Source organism: Sphingobacterium nematocida (assembly GCF_900168125.1).
Taxonomy (GTDB): Bacteria; Bacteroidota; Bacteroidia; order Sphingobacteriales; family Sphingobacteriaceae; genus Sphingobacterium; species Sphingobacterium nematocida.
This window is the reverse complement of record NZ_FUZF01000028.1, coordinates 21,439-39,094: the sequence shown is the minus strand read 5'-3', so window position 1 is coordinate 39,094 and position 17,656 is coordinate 21,439. Positions and strand designations below refer to the sequence as shown.

Annotated in this window: 16 protein-coding genes and 1 pseudogene; 11 read left to right on the top strand and 6 right to left on the bottom strand. The window is 39.5% G+C overall.

What is annotated here, in order from left to right; genetic code table 11:
- Both B5X76_RS20820 and B5X76_RS20815 read right to left on the bottom strand, forming a co-directional pair.
- A pseudogene (locus B5X76_RS20820) lies at nucleotides 1-265 on the bottom strand (IS256 family transposase); the annotation flags it as partial.
- A 61-nt stretch (nucleotides 266-326) separates the two neighbouring features.
- On the bottom strand, nucleotides 327-701 hold the full coding sequence (locus B5X76_RS20815) for a winged helix-turn-helix transcriptional regulator (protein ID WP_079645849.1): 375 nt from the start codon (nucleotides 699-701) through the stop codon (nucleotides 327-329).
- Between the two features lie 195 nt (nucleotides 702-896).
- Here B5X76_RS20815 and B5X76_RS20810 point away from each other — a divergent pair, with 195 nt between their 5' ends.
- The 3 genes from B5X76_RS20810 to B5X76_RS20800 all read left to right on the top strand — a co-directional run bounded on the left by B5X76_RS20810 (nucleotide 897) and on the right by B5X76_RS20800 (nucleotide 3,711).
- Complete coding sequence (locus B5X76_RS20810; protein ID WP_079645848.1) at nucleotides 897-1,571, top strand: YceI family protein; 675 nt, start codon at nucleotides 897-899, stop codon at nucleotides 1,569-1,571.
- A gap of 198 nt (nucleotides 1,572-1,769) precedes the next feature.
- Nucleotides 1,770-1,973, top strand: a complete 204-nt coding sequence (locus tag B5X76_RS20805) for a hypothetical protein (protein WP_079645847.1) — start codon at nucleotides 1,770-1,772, stop codon at nucleotides 1,971-1,973.
- A gap of 268 nt (nucleotides 1,974-2,241) precedes the next feature.
- A complete protein-coding gene (locus B5X76_RS20800) occupies nucleotides 2,242-3,711 on the top strand; it encodes an FAD-dependent oxidoreductase (RefSeq protein ID WP_079645846.1) in 1,470 nt (489 codons plus the stop codon).
- Between the two features lie 26 nt (nucleotides 3,712-3,737).
- Here the strand turns inward: B5X76_RS20800 and B5X76_RS20795 are convergent, their stop codons facing one another.
- Together B5X76_RS20795 and B5X76_RS20790 are read right to left on the bottom strand one after the other, a co-directional pair.
- Nucleotides 3,738-4,559, bottom strand: a complete 822-nt coding sequence (locus B5X76_RS20795) for an alpha/beta hydrolase (RefSeq protein WP_079645845.1) — start codon at nucleotides 4,557-4,559, stop codon at nucleotides 3,738-3,740.
- Nucleotides 4,560-4,633: 74 nt separating this feature from the next.
- Entirely contained in the window at nucleotides 4,634-5,095 is a 462-nt protein-coding gene (locus B5X76_RS20790; protein ID WP_079645844.1) for an Lrp/AsnC family transcriptional regulator, read from the bottom strand.
- Nucleotides 5,096-5,248: 153 nt separating this feature from the next.
- Here B5X76_RS20790 and B5X76_RS20785 point away from each other — a divergent pair, with 153 nt between their 5' ends.
- Nucleotides 5,249-6,151 carry an EamA family transporter gene (locus tag B5X76_RS20785; RefSeq protein ID WP_079645843.1) on the top strand — a complete coding sequence of 301 codons (903 nt, stop codon included), beginning with the start codon at nucleotides 5,249-5,251 and terminating at the stop codon, nucleotides 6,149-6,151.
- A 107-nt stretch (nucleotides 6,152-6,258) separates the two neighbouring features.
- Here B5X76_RS20785 and B5X76_RS20780 read toward each other — a convergent pair whose 3' ends face one another.
- On the bottom strand, nucleotides 6,259-6,747 hold the full coding sequence (locus tag B5X76_RS20780) for a DUF4199 domain-containing protein (protein ID WP_079645842.1): 489 nt from the start codon (nucleotides 6,745-6,747) through the stop codon (nucleotides 6,259-6,261).
- Nucleotides 6,748-7,064: 317 nt separating this feature from the next.
- Between B5X76_RS20780 and B5X76_RS20775 the strand changes: the two genes are divergently transcribed.
- The 7 genes from B5X76_RS20775 (at nucleotide 7,065) to B5X76_RS20745 (ending at nucleotide 16,387) form a co-directional block, all read left to right on the top strand.
- Entirely contained in the window at nucleotides 7,065-7,331 is a 267-nt protein-coding gene (locus B5X76_RS20775) for a hypothetical protein (RefSeq protein ID WP_079645841.1), read from the top strand.
- A gap of 150 nt (nucleotides 7,332-7,481) precedes the next feature.
- Entirely contained in the window at nucleotides 7,482-8,213 is a 732-nt protein-coding gene (locus tag B5X76_RS20770; protein WP_079645840.1) for a type 1 glutamine amidotransferase, read from the top strand.
- Nucleotides 8,214-8,472: 259 nt separating this feature from the next.
- Nucleotides 8,473-9,675: an N-acetylglucosamine-6-phosphate deacetylase gene (gene nagA / locus B5X76_RS20765; RefSeq protein WP_079645839.1), complete on the top strand. Its 1,203-nt coding sequence runs from the start codon at nucleotides 8,473-8,475 to the stop codon at nucleotides 9,673-9,675.
- Nucleotides 9,672-10,730: a substrate-binding domain-containing protein gene (locus tag B5X76_RS20760; protein ID WP_079645838.1), complete on the top strand. Its 1,059-nt coding sequence runs from the start codon at nucleotides 9,672-9,674 to the stop codon at nucleotides 10,728-10,730. Before nagA ends, B5X76_RS20760 begins: the two co-directional genes overlap by 4 nt.
- Nucleotides 10,731-10,774: 44 nt before the next feature.
- A complete protein-coding gene (locus B5X76_RS20755) occupies nucleotides 10,775-12,313 on the top strand; it encodes a beta-N-acetylhexosaminidase (RefSeq protein ID WP_079645853.1) in 1,539 nt (512 codons plus the stop codon).
- Nucleotides 12,314-12,501: 188 nt separating this feature from the next.
- Nucleotides 12,502-15,060: a family 20 glycosylhydrolase gene (locus tag B5X76_RS20750; protein WP_079645837.1), complete on the top strand. Its 2,559-nt coding sequence runs from the start codon at nucleotides 12,502-12,504 to the stop codon at nucleotides 15,058-15,060.
- Between the two features lie 4 nt (nucleotides 15,061-15,064).
- Nucleotides 15,065-16,387, top strand: coding sequence for a sugar MFS transporter (locus B5X76_RS20745; RefSeq protein ID WP_079645836.1), 1,323 nt, complete (start codon nucleotides 15,065-15,067; stop codon nucleotides 16,385-16,387).
- 24 nt (nucleotides 16,388-16,411) lie between these two features.
- Here B5X76_RS20745 and B5X76_RS20740 read toward each other — a convergent pair whose 3' ends face one another.
- Nucleotides 16,412-17,455, bottom strand: a complete 1,044-nt coding sequence (locus tag B5X76_RS20740) for a LacI family DNA-binding transcriptional regulator (protein WP_079645835.1) — start codon at nucleotides 17,453-17,455, stop codon at nucleotides 16,412-16,414.
- Between the last annotated feature and the right edge of the window lie 201 nt (nucleotides 17,456-17,656).

The following is a 17,656-nucleotide window of genomic DNA, read 5'->3' as shown; positions in this document are numbered from 1 at the left end:
TATCCCGTCCAGACTCCAGCTCAAAAGTACCTGTATTAAGTCCCCGAACAGTTTTCTTAGTCTTACCATTCCGACGATTGGAATTACCTAATGCCTTATCTTCCTGAAGATGACTCTCTAGCTCGCCATCCATCATAGACTCTAGTAAATGCTTCATTAAGGGCGCTAGAACGCCGTCGTTCGGAGATAAACTCTTCCCGTTATAAAGACCTTGCATAGCTTCCTCTTTGAAGCGTTCAAAGTCAAATGGGGTCTTGTCTTTCATGACCATGTCGTTTGAATAATTAAATATAAAAAACCTTATTGAATTATTCCGCTGACACAGTTTACGTTACAGTCTCACTCTTACTGTGAAGAGTCTTTCGGTAATCTATTCCCCATTTAGCGATTTCGTCGATAATTGGTCCCAATGTGCGTCCGTATTCGGTTATTTCGTACTCTACGGTAATGGGTTTTGTATTCAAGACTGTTCTTCTAATCAGTTGGTTCAATTCAAGGTCCTGAAGTTCTTTAGATAACATCTTAGCTCCAATACCGTCAATCTCCCGTAACAATTCCATAAAGCGGAGTCTGTCAACTATCATTAGAGTGCCTAAAATATGGAATTTCCATTTCCCCGCCAGTATTTCCATTGTGTCCTTGATGGCTAATGTTCTTACTTTGCAGATTTCAGAAGGGTATATCGTATTGTCCTTTTTCATTCCCAATAAGTGTGTGTCGTTGCAAATTTAGAAAAGTCAGCTCTAGTTTCCAATAGGAAACCACTTTCCTATTGGAAAGTGATATCAATTGTATAGTTTGTTAGTGTTACCTTTGCATAGTCAAAATGAGGTTTCTCTTTGCCGTAGGGGATACTATATTTTTGACGAAACGATAAAAACAAAATATATAAAAAAATGAAAAAAATTGCACTTTTAAGCGTTGCTTCAACCATTTTATTCTTTTCTTGCCAAGGACCATCAGGAGACAAAGCTGCAACAGCAGAAAAGCAAGAGGTCGCAGAACAAAAAGGAGATACGTATACACTAGATGCTAGTACCAGTACGTTGAAATGGACAGGATATCATAAGGGGGGACTTAATCCCAGATTTGGTATTCTTAAGAGCGAAGGCGTGCTTACTGCGGAAAATAACGAGGTAACAGGTGGAACATTTACCATCGATATGCACTCTATCCTTACGGACAGTGCTTCGGTAGATCCAGCTATTTCAGGAGGAAAGACTTCTAGTGATCTAGATGCTCATTTGAAAAATGCGGATTTCTTTGATGTCGAGAAGTATCCTACTGCTAAATTCGAAATAACAAAAGTCGCCGCTTTCGATGCAACTACAGCGAGCGTTATAGAAGGAGCAACAAACACAATAAGTGGAAATTTAACAATTAAAGATAAGACTGTAAATGTTACTTTCCCTGCTAAAATTACTGTTGATGCCAATGGGATAAATATTTTCTCCAAATTCACTATTAATAGACAGGATTGGGGATTGACCTATGGTACTGAAGGTGATGCTAAAGACTGGATGATCGCTCAAAATGTAGATATCGAGCTTTCTGTCAACGCAAAAAAATAATAATAATAAATTTTAAAAGTATTAAAGCAAATGGCGCAATTTATTGCGCCATTTTTGTTGATTATTATCGTGATACTCTAGACGGATGTTTTTTAGAAATATTTTACCTTTGCCCTACATCGTTAGTACCGTTTTTAAAACTTATTAAGTTTTCGGTTCAAACCTTTGTGAGTAATGTTAAATAAATAGCAGTGTGTAATGGAAAAACACAAAATTTATGCTTTTCTTGAAGAAATACGGACGAGGCTTGTCCAAGATATAAGCCCTTTGGACGTTAATGAAGCTTATGAAATGGTCGATGCTGTTATTAAAGAGCATGATTTTACCACCAAACACCTTACTTTTTGTCTGAGTGGGTTTTTCTCAAAGATCAGGTTTTACGAAATGATTCCGAATCACTAGGTTACTTTGATCGGTTTTTGGATAATATCATGTATGAAAGCGCTACCGGAGTCTATGAAGCTTTTGTCAATCAGAAAGCGGAATTATAAAGATTCACTAAGTAATTTATCTATTGCTCGAAAAGGCTTGCAAGCAGTTTGATAAATAGATTGTATATGGTATCTACTAAAAAGGGCTCAAACCATGGCTACGATAAAAACACTAAGTTTGTCCATTATATTACGAATGACTTTATATTAAGTCGAAGTCAGTTAAATGCTACAAAGGAATGAAGCAGGAGGATACAGAACGCTTACATTGGACCGTTTGTCTCGAATGTCAGGGACGTGGTAAGAAAAGCAGAAGGCTTACCAAGAAGGTGCGGACTCGTTATGAAGCTGCACGTGATGCATATGAAAGATCAGACGGTGAAGGCCTATTGCCTGTTCGTCCCAAAGGGCATCTGTATACCTGTCCGAATTGTAACGGTTCTGGATTGGCCCCCTCGACAGTACCCGTCGCTGTTGATACTGAAAAATATCCACATATAGCGATCATCGGGGGTGGGATAGGAGGTGTGGCACTCGCGGTAGCATGTTTACACCGGGGAATTCCTTTTACGCTCTATGAACGTGATGATAATTTTGATGCACGTTCGCAGGGCTATGGACTTACTTTACAGCAGGCGAGTAAGGCTATTGATGGTTTCGGAATTTTTTTATTAACCGAAGGAGTGGTGTCTACACGTCACCTTGTTCATACCCCAACTGGTAAAGTGGTTGGCGAATGGGGTGTTCGAAAATGGAAGAACTCGGATTCAAAACAATCTTCAAAGCGAAGTAATGTACATATTGCTCGTCAATCTTTACGATTAGCCCTGTTGGAACAGCTTGGTGGACATGATTCCGTACAGTGGGGACATCAATTGATCGACTTTAAACAAACCGAAACCAAGAAAGTTGAACTTCATTTTCTTGTAAATGGACAGGAAAAACAAGCTACAGCGGATCTCTTGGTGGGAGCTGATGGAATCCGTAGCATCGTGCGTAGATTGTTGTTGGGAGATGACCTCAGTCCTCTGCGTTATCTTGGATGTATTGTTATATTGGGAATATGTCCTTTGTCTGTTATTGAGCTCGTAGATAACCCGCTTTTGGATGGAGCAACAGTATTCCAGACCGCGAATGGCAACGAACGGATTTACGTTATGCCCTATACATCAGATACGGTGATGTGGCAACTTAGTTTTCCTATGTCTGAAAATGATGCAAAGGCCCTGAGTGTACAGGGGCCAAGAGCCCTTAAAGAAGAGGCCTTTCGCAGGACTCCATGGCACGATCCTATTCCTCAGATTATAGATGCTACACCCGAAAAGCAGGTTTCGGGTTATCCGGTTTATGATCGAGAAATATTGGATGTAGCGTCTTTAGGTGGTGGAGGTGTAGCTACGTTGATCGGTGATGCTGCTCATCCTATGAGTCCATTCAAGGGACAAGGTGCTAATCAAGCCTTATTGGACGCGCTTGCGTTAGCTAGAGCAATCTACAGTGGATGTCAATACCTGCCCTTGAAAAGTATGGACATCAGATCTCAAATTTTATCAGGCTTTGAAGCGCAAATGCTGATGCGCAGTGCTTCCAAGGTTAAAGACTCTGCAGATGCGGCTCAATTTCTTCATTCTGAAATTGTATTGCAAGAAGGTGACCAACCTAGAGGGACTTGTTTTAAAAAAGCAACAGGCCTTCCAGACTTCTTATAGCTAGAAAGATAGCTCAAGTATCCTAATCAGTTTGATTTTTTTAATGTCCAGATTAGCGCTTTATCTTTTGTGGCTTTGAATATAGTGTGGTGTTCTTCTTTGGGTTCGCTGGTGTATAACCATTTTAGATTTGGTAAATTTTCATTGATCAGGATTTTTTCTAAACCTTCCATGATGGGTGCCATTCCTTTAGTGCCAGACCCTGCAAACCACAACCTTTTCTGTTGGTCCGATGGTATATTGGAAAGATACTCTTTTGCTGTTTTTAGGAGGTAATTATCGTTCCACCATAGTGAAGGGTCGAAGGCTATATAAAAATCAAACATCTCAGGTTGTAGCATAAGGGTTTCGACAACGAACAATCCGGATAGGGACTCTCCGATTATACCTTTTTCTGTTGTCGTTCTATATTTGGAATTGATTTCCGGAAAGAGTTCCTCCTTAATAAACGCTCTAAATTTAGCTGAACCTCCAACGACGGGAGCGATTTCCAAATCTTCTTTAACATTCGTTTTACCAGTAAGATCTCTTCTTCTTTGCGTGTTTTCGATACCTACTAGAATTATAGCGGGTATTTTCTTTTTATCGATGAGTTGCGCCAGAGTGTTGGCTATATGGGGAAAATCCTCCTTAACACCGCCATCGGCCATATATAATACAGGTAAGGAAGCCGTCGTGGCAACATATTCTTTCGGAATCCATACATTGATCGTTCTTGTTTCTCCTAATTGTTTTGATACAATTGTAAATGTCTCATGTGCAGGCATAGGGTCTTCTGTATAGTTTGCCTTTGCGTTATTTGTAAAAACAAATATGGTAATTAAAAGAAGTTGATAGATTTTATTCATCTGTTTAAATTTGTTTCTTAACTGTATTCATGAACTCATTTCACTCGGTTTGATAAATCATGATGGTTTCATGATTAAAAAGAAAGCTCGTTCGATTGTTTAATGATACGCATGACGAATGAACTTTGTATTTTTCGAATATGTGGTATTGCAGATAGTTTATGTGTTATAAAATCATTGTAGCGTTCGGGATCCTGTACGATAACTTTTAGAATTACGTCGTAGGTGCCGCTTGTAACAAAAGCCTCAACCACTTCATCCAATGCACGTATTCTTACCAGAAACTCTTCGACATAATCTATATGTTGGGTATGTAAAGAGATATTGACCATCACAATAAAATTCAACCCCACCTTTTTGGGGTCTATCAATGCGACATAGTTGGTAATATAGCCTTCGGACTCTAGTTTTTTTATGCGGTCATATATTGATGTTCTGGACATATTCAATTTCTCTGTGAGTTGATTGATATCAAATCTTGAATTTTTTTGAAGCTCACGTAATAGTTCAACTTCCTGTTTGTTGAGTTTGTCCATTGGATTTTTTCCAGCTTAAGTATGCAATAATACACTAAAAAAGTGTTTTGTTCCAAATACATAACTGATTTATGTGCTGTGTTCGTAATTTCTTTTTTCAAGTAGATTTTTGTTTGCATTTCGCTACGTTTGCCTGTGTTTTGATTTTTAATTATGTTTAAATATGCATTAATAGTGGCTTTAGGAGCGACGAGTTATGGTACACTGACATCGTTCGCCAAAATTGCCTATGGAGAAGGGTATACGGCGGCGGAAATTACTTTTGCGCAAGCTTCTTTAGGAGCGTTGATCCTCTGGATACTCGCTTTTTTAAGAAGCCAGCGGGTAAATAAGGGGGGATTGACATTGAATTGGAAACTCATCTTTGCTGGGACGACAATGGGAATTTCTACTTATTTCTTTTACCTTTCTGTCCAATATATTCCTGTTGCGCTTGCTATTGTGTTATTGATGCAGGTTTCTTGGATTAGCAACCTATGCGAGTGGTTGATTTTTAAAAGAAAGTTATCGACGGTAGAAATCGTCTGCTCGGTAGTGATTATTATAGGGACTATACTTGCAGGTAATTTATTTAATGTACATGCGTTTAATTTCTCTTTCAAGGGGGTAGTATTGGCGCTTTCAGCAGCGTTTATCTATACTTCGTATGTGATTTTTACCAGTAAATTAGGCAATGATATACCCGCTTTGGAAAAAGGGGCATTAATGACCACGGGATCGGCCTTGATGATACTGGCTATTAATCTACCCGCTTTAACCACAAGTGGTCATTTGGATTTAGGTCTTTTAAAATGGGGCGGTTTCCTTGCGCTATTTGGTACGGTGGCTGCTCCCATATGCTTCACGGTAGGGATGCCCAAAATAGGGCCAGGCTTGAGTGCTATTATACTAACCATGGAACTGCCTGCTGTAGTTCTAAGTGCATTTCTTATATTGGGAGAAAAGATTACACTTTTACAGGTTTTGGGAATTGTCGTGATGATAGGCGCCATAATTTTGCTGAACTTATCAAAAATAGATGCTGGTCACTCTCGAAAAGATTGGATAACTAATTGATTTGACCGACGGAATCATGAGAGAATTTCAGTCAAATGCTTCAATGGCAGCTGATATTTATCGCATAAAACTACTATAGACTTGGTTTAAAGTAAATATTAATAATTTTAATCTGTTTTTTTACTTCTTATAAAGATCATGGCGATAACTGTGGTTGTAACCCCGAAAACAAAGGCGAAAATAGTTGAGCCGATTGCGTAACTTTTGTAATTAAATTGTGCTTCAGCCTCGGCCGTTGATTTGTAATATCCGATTTCGACTGAACGTTTTATGACATTTGGGAAATATTCAGGCGTAATTACATACGAAATCAACCATTGTGTGAGTGGACTTAATAGCGCTATTATTGCAGAGAGAATAACTCCTGAGAATAATCCTTGTTTATAGCTTATTTGACCCTTGTAGTAGTTCTTTTTCTTGTCGTTTAAAGCCATTATCATAAACCAGATTGCAGGAATAGCAAAAAGATTAGTCAGGTAAAGATGGTAATCAATGTATTTGCCATGAAGTCCACACAGTTTTTCCAAAAACATCCATAGTAATGTCATGATAGCAAAGTAAATTGCCCATTTGAATTCTGTTGTTACATTTTTCATCTATTTAAATTATTTCATGATCCGCCAGCTGGCGGATCGGTTTGTCTTTTAGTTATATTCATGATATCGTTTCAGTCGGTATGAATAAATCGTTATGGTTTCATAGTTTTAAATTGGCTGTTAAGTTATCTGTTTTTTTATAGCCTCTATTTGGTTTTTAATTTCTGATACAAATTAGCAAAAACATATTGAAAATTACTGGATAAGGTTATAGCATAAACTAATAATTGCTGAAACTTGATTTTTAGATTTTGTTTGGCTTTATCAATGGACAATTAAAGGAGAAGAGTGATCGATTTTTTTTCTAATTTGCGCGTATGTCAGCACAAACAAATACTTATAGCTTATTTTCCAAGGAGATTTTGTCTATGTGGAAGCTTCAGGGGGTGTCTTATATCAAAGTCGAAGAATTGTCATCAATAGACGGGGTTACCTTTTATGAGTTGATCCCTGACTCCGAGCTTTTAGATGGTGGAGGAAACGAAACACTTTATCCGATAGATTCGGAAGATGTGGATGACATGTTGTTGACTAGTGCAAATATCAAATTTGTCGTGCATCAAGTTTATTTGGAGGAAGAGTAACTGTAAGATCACAGCTGGACTACCGCAGTTTAATGAAAACTGTATCCTTTCCATATTATTTCATGTTCTTAATTTGGGGTCTCTAAAATACTAGGGGATATCTGTTGTTTTTTCAGATAGCCTTTATTGGAATAAAACTAGAGACAAAAAATGCATATACATTTTATCCAACATGAAATTTTTGAAGCTCCTGGTGCCTATTTAGAATGGGCAACTCAAAGAGGCTATAACGTTACGTTTTCAAAAATCTATGAAGGCCATTCTTTACCAGACAATGTTGAAGATTTGGATATGTTGATCGTCATGGGAGGACCGCAATCGCCCGATACCACAAAAGAAGAATGTCCATATTTTGATGGAGCAGCTGAAATAGCGTTTATCCAGCGGTTTATTGCACAGGGTAGAGCAGTCGTTGGGGTATGTCTTGGGGCACAACTTATCGGAGAAGCACTAGGAGCGCGTTTTGATCATAGTCCCGAGAAGGAAATCGGTGTTTTCCCCATTACGTTGACAAAAGTTGGTTTAGGTGATGTGAAAATTAATCATTTTGGAACCAGTTTGGCCGTTGGCCATTGGCATAACGATATGCCGGGACTTACAACAGAGAGTCGCGTGTTGGCCGAGAGTGAAGGGTGTCCGAGGCAGATTATAGCATTCGGTGACCTAATCTATGGGTTTCAATGTCATATGGAATTTACACCCGAGGTGATAGCGTTGTTGATCGAAGAGGAACTAGATTTTCTTACGAATAATAATGGATACCCTTATGTACAAAAACCTAATGAGATAAGATGTTATAACTATACTGAAATGAATGACAAATTGTTTGTTTTTTTAGATAAACTTTCCGAAGAATATAAAAAGCATTCTTCTTATATCTAACCGAACTCCATGCCCTTATAATTATTCCATAGAAAAAATACACTGTGATAAGCAATGGAAAAGCCTAAGATTAATTCTGGGCTTTTTTTGATGGTAGCTAAATCATTTTACCGATGTATGTAGGTCTAAAAATAGCTGTCCTGAATATAGCGTGTACAGGTAGTGGTATGTAAAAAAATGGAAGATAATTTGGTCGTTGAATATGTTTTATTTATTATTGTGTACGTTAACAAACGAAATAAAGCTAAATTATATAACCATGAGTAAACTATTGCTACAAAATGGTATCCTTGTTTTTGCCGACCTCATTCTTGAAAATGGCTACGTTTATATAGAGCATAAAAAGATAGTTCAATTGGGGCAGGGAAGTCTTAATGTGGGCGATGATGTACGTGTTATTGACGTGCAAAAGATGTATATATCTCCCGGATTTATTGATATGCATGTACATGGAGGAGGTGGGTTCGACTTTATGGACGGTACCGTTGAAGCTTTTTTAGGGGTGTCGGAGACGCATGTTCGTTATGGAACGACCGCGATGTGTCCAACTACACTTACTGCTGAAAAGTCACATATATACACTGTTTTGGATACTTATGCACAGGCGCTTTTTCAGAATAAGAGAGGTGCATCTTGGCTAGGTCTGCATTTAGAAGGTCCTTATTTAGCCTTAGGACAAAGGGGAGCGCAGGATCCTCGGCATATTCGCAACCCTGACGAAATGGAGTATAGAGACATTTTGGCGTACTCCCCCCATATCATACGCTGGAGCGCAGCGCCTGAGTTACCAGGAGCTTTACAGTTTGCCGAATATCTTCGTTCAAAAGGGGTTATTCCTTCATTGGCTCACACCGATGCTTTATTTGAGGAGGTGGTTGCTGGGTATCATGGCGGATTTCGTTTGGCTACGCATTTTTATTCGGCGATGTCTACTATTGTTCGTAAGGAAGCTAAGCGTTATGCCGGAGCGATCGAAGCCGGTTACTATTTGGATGGAATGGATGTCGAGATTATTGCAGATGGGGTACATGTGCCGTCATCTTTATTGAAGTTGATCTATAAAATTAAAGGGCCTGATCGTATCGCATTGGTAACAGATGCTATGCGGGCGGCAGCAATGCCCGAAGGTCCGAGTGTACTGGGGCGCTTGGAGGACGGATTGCAGGTTGTGGTTGAAGAAGGGGTTGCTAAGTTGCCGGATCGATCTGCCTTTGCAGGCAGTGTATCTACTGCCAATCAATTGGTGCGTAATTATATGCGTATGGCTGGAATATCATTGACCGAAGCTGTGCGAATGATTACCGAAACTCCCGCACGAATTTTGGGATTCGAAGGGACAAAAGGTAGTTTGAGACGTGGAAAAGACGCGGATATTGTGGTCTTTGATGCAGAATTGGAGGTTTATATAACGATAGTAGAAGGCGATGTTAGATACGATCGTTTAACAGGTATTAAATTATGAAAAAGGATTCTACATCCATAGGTGTTAAAGAGTTGGCTAAATTGGCTAATGTTTCTATAGGTACTATAGATCGTGTGCTTCATGATAGGCCCGGTGTAGCTCTTAAAACCAAAGAACGGGTGCTTGCGGTGCTGGCAACGCATAATTATCAGCCGAATCTGATTGCTCGATCCCTGGCTAATAGAAAAACAACGCGTGTCGTCGCTATTATCCCAAAGGAGTCTTTAGAATCTGCATACTGGAAGTTTCCATTGCAGGGGATTGAGCAGGCTGCGTTGGAGATACAGCCGTATAACTTTCTGGTTGATGTTCAGTTCTTTGATCAAAATGATCGTCAGTCTTTTATAGACTTAACAAATGAATTACTGCGATCGGATTTTGATGCTGTGGTTGTTGCTCCCATGTTTCATGCAGAATCACAGCTTTTATTTGAGCATTGCGATAAAAACGGAATACCTTATGTGTTTTTAAACTCGGATATTCCCGATGTGAAAAGTGTCGCTTATTTTGGTCCGGACCTTTTCCAAAGTGGTTGCATGGCAGGTCAATTGATGAGGTACCTGTTAGGGACCGATGATGAAATACTCTTGGTGCATATTTCGAAAGAGATGGAGACCCAACACCATTTGTTGCGGAAGGAGGAAGGTTTACTCCATTACATGGATATGTATGGAATGGGTCAAAAGCTGCATAAGTTGATGATTAGAGATACCGATTATCAAACAATAGAAGCAGAAATGGAGAAAGTATTGTCTAACCAGGCAATCAGACTTGTATTTGTGACTAATTCGAGGGTGGCTTCTGTTGCTCGGTATATAGAGGAAAGAAGGCTTAATGATTTGTGCCTTATCGGGTTCGATTATCTGCCTGATAATATTACATATCTGGAAAAAGGAGTTGTTGATTTCTTGGTTTGCCATAAGCCTATTGCGCAAGGATATAAGTCCATAATGTCGCTTTTTCGTTTATTGGAGAGTAAGATTGTGCCAGAAAAGATAAACTATATGCCCATTGATATTATAAGCAAAGAGAACTATCGTTATTACGAAAATTAACAAATAATGCGTCTAAATAAGCGTAAAATTTAACAAATATGGATATGAAAAAGTATATGCTAGTCGCTATCTTACTTGTGCTTGGGTATTTGTGCCCTCTAAATGCACAGGTAGCGAAGGATTTTGCTGTTCGCGGATTTCATTTGGATTTGCGTGTGCAGGTAATGAAAATGCCTGCATTGAAAAAATTTGCTAAACAGCTAAAGGATGGAGGCTTGAATACCTTGATCATGGAGTGGGAAGCTACCTATCCGTTCGAAAACCACCCGTTGATCCCGAATCAGTTTGCTTATACACGAGATGAGGTAAAGGAATTTGTTGCGTATTGTGAGGATTTGGGGATAGATGTTATTCCTCTTCAACAGAGCTTTGGTCATGTGGAATATATTTTGAGGCACTATCGTTACAAAGAGCTTCGTGAAGACCAAAAGGACTATTCACAGATAAACCCGCTTCGTGAAGAACTCGCCAAAGAATTGTTTACCGACCTTTATAAGGATATGATAAGCACGCACAAATCTGAGTATATTCATATTGGTGGTGACGAAACTTATCTGTTGGGGCATTCGAAAGAATCCCAAGCGAAAGTAGCAGCTGTGGGCAAAGGAAGGTTGTATGGAGATTATATAAAGTTGCTTTGTGAAATTGTAGTCGGTTTGGGCAAGAAACCCGTTCTGTGGGCTGATATTGCGATGAAATACCCTGATGCTTTACAAGGTATTCCCAAGGAAGCAATTTTTATAGATTGGAATTATGGATGGGACGTAGATATGTTTGGCAAACACAGTAATCTATTGAATTCGGGATTTGAAATCTGGGGTGCTCCATCACTTCGTAGCCATCCTGATAACTATTTCTTAACGCAGTGGGAGAAACACTTTAAAAACATACATGATTTTTTGCCTCTAGCTAGAAGCTTCGGTTATAAAGGAATGATTATGACTTCTTGGTCGACTTCTGGGCTGTACGGTAGTACCTGGGAGAGTCCCAAAGACATCGTAGAGCTTTATCCGATCAGAAGAGTATATCCTTTGTCTGGCTTTAATATTCTGATCGAAGCTTACTTTGCGGCCCTGGCTTCAGAAGGAGCGTTGGATGTTAAAACATTTGTAGACTCTTATGCGAAGCGTCAATACGGATTTGGAACAGATGAAGCGGAGAAGTTTTGGAGTGCTTTGAAGTCAAATCCTTATGAAATTAATCAGGGTGTCATTAGCTCTAAATCTGTTTCAGTGACGCAGATGAAAGATAGTGCAGAATGGGTTTTGAAACAATTTGAACAGTTAAAGCCTAAATCCAACAAAACAGAGTATGCACATTATATCCTGATGTCGCAGATACGATGGCGCTATCTTAAGTATATGGAGATTGAAATGAGGCTGAATAATCCGGACTTTAAAATTGATGAATTGCCAGCAATGAAACAAAAAGTTAAAGATTTGTTGCGTGAGGACTTGAATCGGAAATTTAGCAATTTGAATCGGGATTGGATGTATTCCGCTGAAATACAGCAAGAAAATGAATTGAGAAATAGTAAAATTAAACTGTTGGAAGCACGGTTGAATCGATTGGGTAAACAATAACCAACTTTTGTATGAAATACTCCTATTCGGCGAAGCACTGACACCCCTGGGTATTTCATACCGATAAAACGACGCAAGGAGCTCGTGGGAGACAATCGGGACAAGATATGACAGATAAACGACGAATCGGGTGAAGCGAGCTGATTTATGCAAGATAAAACAAACATTCATAAAATAGTTATACACATATGAAAGCAAGAATATTTTTGATAATGGCCTGTCTTGTTTGGTTGGTCAGTGCTGGAAGTGCACAGGTTAAGGATTCGTTTCCATTAACGATAAGCTGGCAGCCTCTTTTGAACAACTATCAAGGTAAGGAGCAGGCTCTTTCTGAACTGGTGATAGAAAATAGCAGTAATAAGCCATTTCCTTGGGCTGGCTGGAAGTTGTATTTTAATTTTATTCGATTGGCCGAACCTGTGGATTCGTTGCAGCCTATGGATGTGCATCATATCAATGGGGACTATTTTTATTTTCTTCCGAATGCTAATGGAAAGCTATTACAGCCGGGCGAAAAGGTAAAATATACACTCGTGTCAAAATCCTGGGTAGTGAATTACAATGATGCCCCTCAGGGATTTTACTTAGATTGGGGGAATAACAAAATTGAGCCATTGGGGGCTGTGGAGACTTTGTTGCCAGCAGATGAAAAAGCATTCTATAGAGTAGGTGGGGATGTAGAGATGGATGCGCAACGCATATATGAGAAAAATCAACGCTATCAAGATTTAAACAAGCTGCCAGTTGGACAGATCTTACCAACTCCGGTGTCTAGCCAATTGGGTAAAGGAGCCTATACGCTACAGAAGAACATAGCCCTTTACGTCGAGTCCGACTTCTCGGCCGAAGGTCAATTGTTGAAAGCGGATTTGTTGCAACTGTTTAACTTGCCTTCCCGTTTGAATGAGGGCAAAGCATCGTCATCTTTAGGTGTGCATTTGATTAAGGATAATTCGCTTCGTGAAGAGGCCTATAAGTTAATAATCAGTGCTAAAGGGATAGTCTTAAAAGCATCTACTAGGGCGGGAATGTTTTATGCAATTCAGTCCTTGAAGCTGTTGGTCGATCCCAAGTTTTATAATCCAAAGAACAGCAGTCCTGTAATTTTACCGTGTATAGAAATTTTTGATGAACCGCGTTTTGGAAGCCGAAGTTTAATGTTGGATGTAGCACGTAACTTCCAAACGAAAGATCAGGTTCTAAAAATTCTTGATATGATGGCGCTCTATAAATTGAATACCCTTCATTTTCACTTGAATGATGACGAAGGGTGGCGGTTGGAGATTCCCTCTATTCCTGAACTAACGGAAGTCGGTGCTCGTAGAGGTCACTGGACCGATACTGAGGAAAAGCCATCGTTGCCGCCCTCGTATGGATCTGGTCCTTTTTTAGACAATCCACGTGCTAGCGGATATTATAGTCAGGGCGATTTTATAGAAATTCTCCAATATGCACAGCGTCGTCACATTCAGGTTATCCCGGAAATAGAAACCCCTGGTCATGCTAGGGCTGCTATCGTCGCTATGGATTTTAGGTACCAGCGGCTATTGAAAGAAGGAGATACTGTAGGTGCGAATCGGTATCTGTTGCGGTCACCTGGGGATTCGTCTATTTATAGATCTGTGCAAAAATGGAACGATAATGTGATGGACGTATCACTTCCTTCTGTTTATACATTTTTAGAGCAGGTTACCGATGATATTATAACTTTATATAAACAGGCTTCGGTTGGTCTGAGTACTATACATTTTGGAGGAGATGAGGTACCTAATGGAGTATGGGAGCATTCTCCAGCATTTGCGAAATTAAAACTTGAAAATTCGGAGATAAAGGAGACAGGTGATTTATGGGTGAGGCATTTTGATATTCTCTATAAAATGTTAGAAAAGAAAGGGCTTCGTCTTTCTGGTTGGGAAGAGGTTGGTATGCAGAAGGTGGTTGAAAATGGCAAAAAGAAATGGATACCCTTTACGGGTTTTAAAGATCGTTCTGTTTTTCTGAATGTATGGAATAATCTGGGGGGGAATGAAGATCTTGCTTATCGGTTGGCTAACGCTGGTTATAAAGTGAAGCTTTCTTTTGTAAGCAACTTTTATATGGATATGGCTTACTATAAGCATTTTCGCGAACAAGGATTCTATTGGGGCGGTTTTATAGATTTGGAAAAGCCTTTCAGCTTTGTGCCGTTTGATTATCTACATACCCAGAAACAGGATTGGTTGGGCCGTCAATTGCCGGAGCGTGTCTTGACTACTGCCGAAAAATTAACCGAGGAAGGGAAGCGTAATATTGTTGGTCTACAGGCGCTACTTTGGTCGGAAACCATCAAATCAGAACGCGAGATGGAGCGTATGCTTTTTCCTCGATTGCTGGCCTTTAGCGAACGCGCATGGGCCCAACCGGGATCGTGGGAGCAGCATGGAGATATTCATGGCCAAGCCTATCAGGATGCGCTCAAAACGTTCTTTAACGTGGTCGGTTCCCAAGAGTTGCAAAGACTTCCTTACCTCCACGGGGGAGTTGCTTATCGTATTCCTACACCTGGTGTGAAAAATATTGACGGTAAGGTATTTGTAAACATGGAACTTCCTGGTTTCGAAGTGCGCTATAGTGAAGACGCTTCGGAACCGACTGTTAATAGTAAATTGTACAAGGAGCCGATACCTTATAAAACAGGAATGATATTCAGGGCTTTTAATAGTCAAGGTGATTCAAGTCTTCCTATATCATTAGACCTCAAACAGTAATAAGATGAAGAATAGTTCAGATTCGGTGTCCGTGACAAGTTTGTCAAAGCGCCAAGAGATTGTATCCATAGGTATTATAGTCTCCTTGTTTTTTGTTTTTGGGTTTGTGACCTGGATTAATGCCATATTGATACCCTATTTTAAAGGGGCTTTTGAACTCAATCATTTCGAGTCTTATTTAGTGGCTTTCGCATTTTATATTGCCTATTTGGTAATGTCCATTCCTTCGGGGTACTTATTGCGTTATGTGGGGTTCAAAAAAGGGATAATGATTGGTTTTTTTGTGATGGCGATTGGGGCAGCATTATTCGTTCCTGCAGGAGCTATGCAATATTATCCACTTTTTTTGGTTGGGTTATTTACGTTAGGTATAGGTCTTTCTATACTACAGACTGCTGCAAATCCCTATGTAACCATTCTTGGTGATAAAGAGCGCGCAGCACAGCGATTCAGTATTATGGGGATCAGCAACAAACTTGCTGGAATCTTAGCCCCGCTATTGTTCGCTGCGATTGTATTGCGTCCTGAAGACCAGGTGATTTTGGATAGTTTAGCGCAAATGTCGGCATCACAAAGAGAATTGGCTGTCAATGGTTTATTGGATAGGGTTATTTTACCCTATACCATGGTGTCGGTGATTCTCGTTGTCTTGGGATTATTAGTCAAGTTTTCGCCGCTTCCTGAAATTCATACCGATGGAGAGGAAGAAGAAATGAAAGGCGGAAATGTCCCTAAAACGAGTTTGTTGCAATTCCCGCATTTAGTACTCGGCAGTGTCGCTATTTTTTTTCATGTTGGATCCCAGGTTATTGCGGTGGATAGCATTATTGGTTATGCACAACATGCTGGGCTCTCGTTTGCGGATGCAAAAATATTTCCATCGTATACCCTTACAGCTACCATCGTCGGATATTTGTTGGGTATCCTTGTTATACCGCGTTTTTTAAGTCAGTTAATTGCCCTTAGGGTATGTACGGTATTGGGTTTTTTATTTTCGTTTGCTATTATGATCCTGTCTGGAAATGTTAGTGTTTTTGGCTACAGTATGGATATTTCCGTATGGTTTTTGGTGTTGCTGGGATTTGCAAATTCAATGATTTGGGCGGGAGTATGGCCACTGGCTTTATCTGGATTGGGAAGATTTCTTAAAATTGGAGCTTCGCTGTTGGTGATGGCCTTGTGTGGAAATGCAATTATGCCGTTGTTGTATGGTTTTTTTGCAGATAGTATCGGCCTGAAAGAGGCATATGTAGTGCTTTTGCCTTGCTATGCCTACTTAATCTATTACAGTTTCTACGGTTTTAAAGTTAAAAGCTGGACAACCTAGCACAGGTTTTCCAGCTCTTAAAATTTAAATTTGACTTCTGTCAGAAGAGCCACGTACCAGGAGATTTGTTTTAATAATGATTTCCTGGTAGTCCATTTTCTGCATGTCTTTGTCTTCAATCTGTTGGATGAGTATTTTGGCTGCTACAAGTCCCATGTCATAGGAGCTGTCATCAATTGTTGAGATCTGTGGCTCAAGTATAGAAGATATCGGGTAGTTGCTAAATCCGATAATGGCTACGTCTTCAGGGATACGCAATCCATTGTTTTTAAATACTTTCAGTGCTGCTGCTGCGGTGTAATCGTTGGCGCAAACGATCCCATCAGGTCTTGGGTTACATTGAAGAAGTGCTTCGGCCTGCGTTTTTCCTTCCTCATAGCTTAAGTTTTTTGTCTCGCGAATAAGCTGTTCGTGGATATGGAGCTGTTGTTGGGTTAATGCCTTTTTGAATCCTGCTAGTCTAAATTTAAATATGTCAACATTTTGATTTCCAGCTATGTGTGCAATGTTTTTGCATCCTTGTTTTATTAGGTGAGATGTGGCGTTGTAAGAAGCTTCAAAATCATTGATAATTACTTTGCTAGCTTTTAAATTTTCACTGCTACGGTCGTACACGACTAGGGGTATATTGGATTTGCTCAGCTTTTTTAAATGTTCATATCTTTTTGTTTCCAATCCCGGGCATATGATAATACCAGCGGCCAGAGAGGTTTCCAGCATCTGTACAATCTCCTTTTCCTTTACGTAAGAATCATGGGATTGAAAGATTGTAATTTGATAGCCTTGTTTGTAGGCATATTCTTCTATACCACTGATTACCTTAGAGTGGAAGTCAATGTCTATCCGAGGGCATATCACACCAATTGATTTTGTTTTTTTGCTCCTGAAACTTGAAGCTATAGGGTCCAATGAAAAACCCAATTCTTTTACTTTATCATTGACTATTTTTTTTGTGCTTTCACTAATTGCAGGGTGGTTAGAAAGTACACGTGATATTGTAGCGGTAGAAAGATTAAGCGATTTAGCTATATCTTTTATCGTGATACGTGATGTTTCCTTTTTTTTCATGACGGGTTTTCTGCTTTATGTTTTTCGAAGTTAGTCCAAATTTTCTTGAAATCAAATATTAGTTTGTGTAATTATTTGTGCAAATGTTTGCATTGATTATGTTGGGTTTTATTATGTTTTTATTGTGTTTTTTAAATATTTTGTGCAATTGTTTGCATAAGATTTGTTTTTTTTATACCTTGCTTACGACAAATAACAGAT

Coding starts and splice junctions, on each gene's coding strand:
- B5X76_RS20815 (WP_079645849.1), bottom strand. CDS start 701: ATGAAAAAGGACAATACGATATACCCTTCTGAAATCTGCAAAGTAAGA.
- B5X76_RS20810 (WP_079645848.1), top strand. CDS start 897: ATGAAAAAAATTGCACTTTTAAGCGTTGCTTCAACCATTTTATTCTTT.
- B5X76_RS20805 (WP_079645847.1), top strand. CDS start 1,770: ATGGAAAAACACAAAATTTATGCTTTTCTTGAAGAAATACGGACGAGG.
- B5X76_RS20800 (WP_079645846.1), top strand. CDS start 2,242: ATGAAGCAGGAGGATACAGAACGCTTACATTGGACCGTTTGTCTCGAA.
- B5X76_RS20795 (WP_079645845.1), bottom strand. CDS start 4,559: ATGAATAAAATCTATCAACTTCTTTTAATTACCATATTTGTTTTTACA.
- B5X76_RS20790 (WP_079645844.1), bottom strand. CDS start 5,095: ATGGACAAACTCAACAAACAGGAAGTTGAACTATTACGTGAGCTTCAA.
- B5X76_RS20785 (WP_079645843.1), top strand. CDS start 5,249: ATGTTTAAATATGCATTAATAGTGGCTTTAGGAGCGACGAGTTATGGT.
- B5X76_RS20780 (WP_079645842.1), bottom strand. CDS start 6,747: ATGAAAAATGTAACAACAGAATTCAAATGGGCAATTTACTTTGCTATC.
- B5X76_RS20775 (WP_079645841.1), top strand. CDS start 7,065: ATGTCAGCACAAACAAATACTTATAGCTTATTTTCCAAGGAGATTTTG.
- B5X76_RS20770 (WP_079645840.1), top strand. CDS start 7,482: ATGCATATACATTTTATCCAACATGAAATTTTTGAAGCTCCTGGTGCC.
- nagA (WP_079645839.1), top strand. CDS start 8,473: ATGAGTAAACTATTGCTACAAAATGGTATCCTTGTTTTTGCCGACCTC.
- B5X76_RS20760 (WP_079645838.1), top strand. CDS start 9,672: ATGAAAAAGGATTCTACATCCATAGGTGTTAAAGAGTTGGCTAAATTG.
- B5X76_RS20755 (WP_079645853.1), top strand. CDS start 10,775: ATGAAAAAGTATATGCTAGTCGCTATCTTACTTGTGCTTGGGTATTTG.
- B5X76_RS20750 (WP_079645837.1), top strand. CDS start 12,502: ATGAAAGCAAGAATATTTTTGATAATGGCCTGTCTTGTTTGGTTGGTC.
- B5X76_RS20745 (WP_079645836.1), top strand. CDS start 15,065: ATGAAGAATAGTTCAGATTCGGTGTCCGTGACAAGTTTGTCAAAGCGC.
- B5X76_RS20740 (WP_079645835.1), bottom strand. CDS start 17,455: ATGAAAAAAAAGGAAACATCACGTATCACGATAAAAGATATAGCTAAA.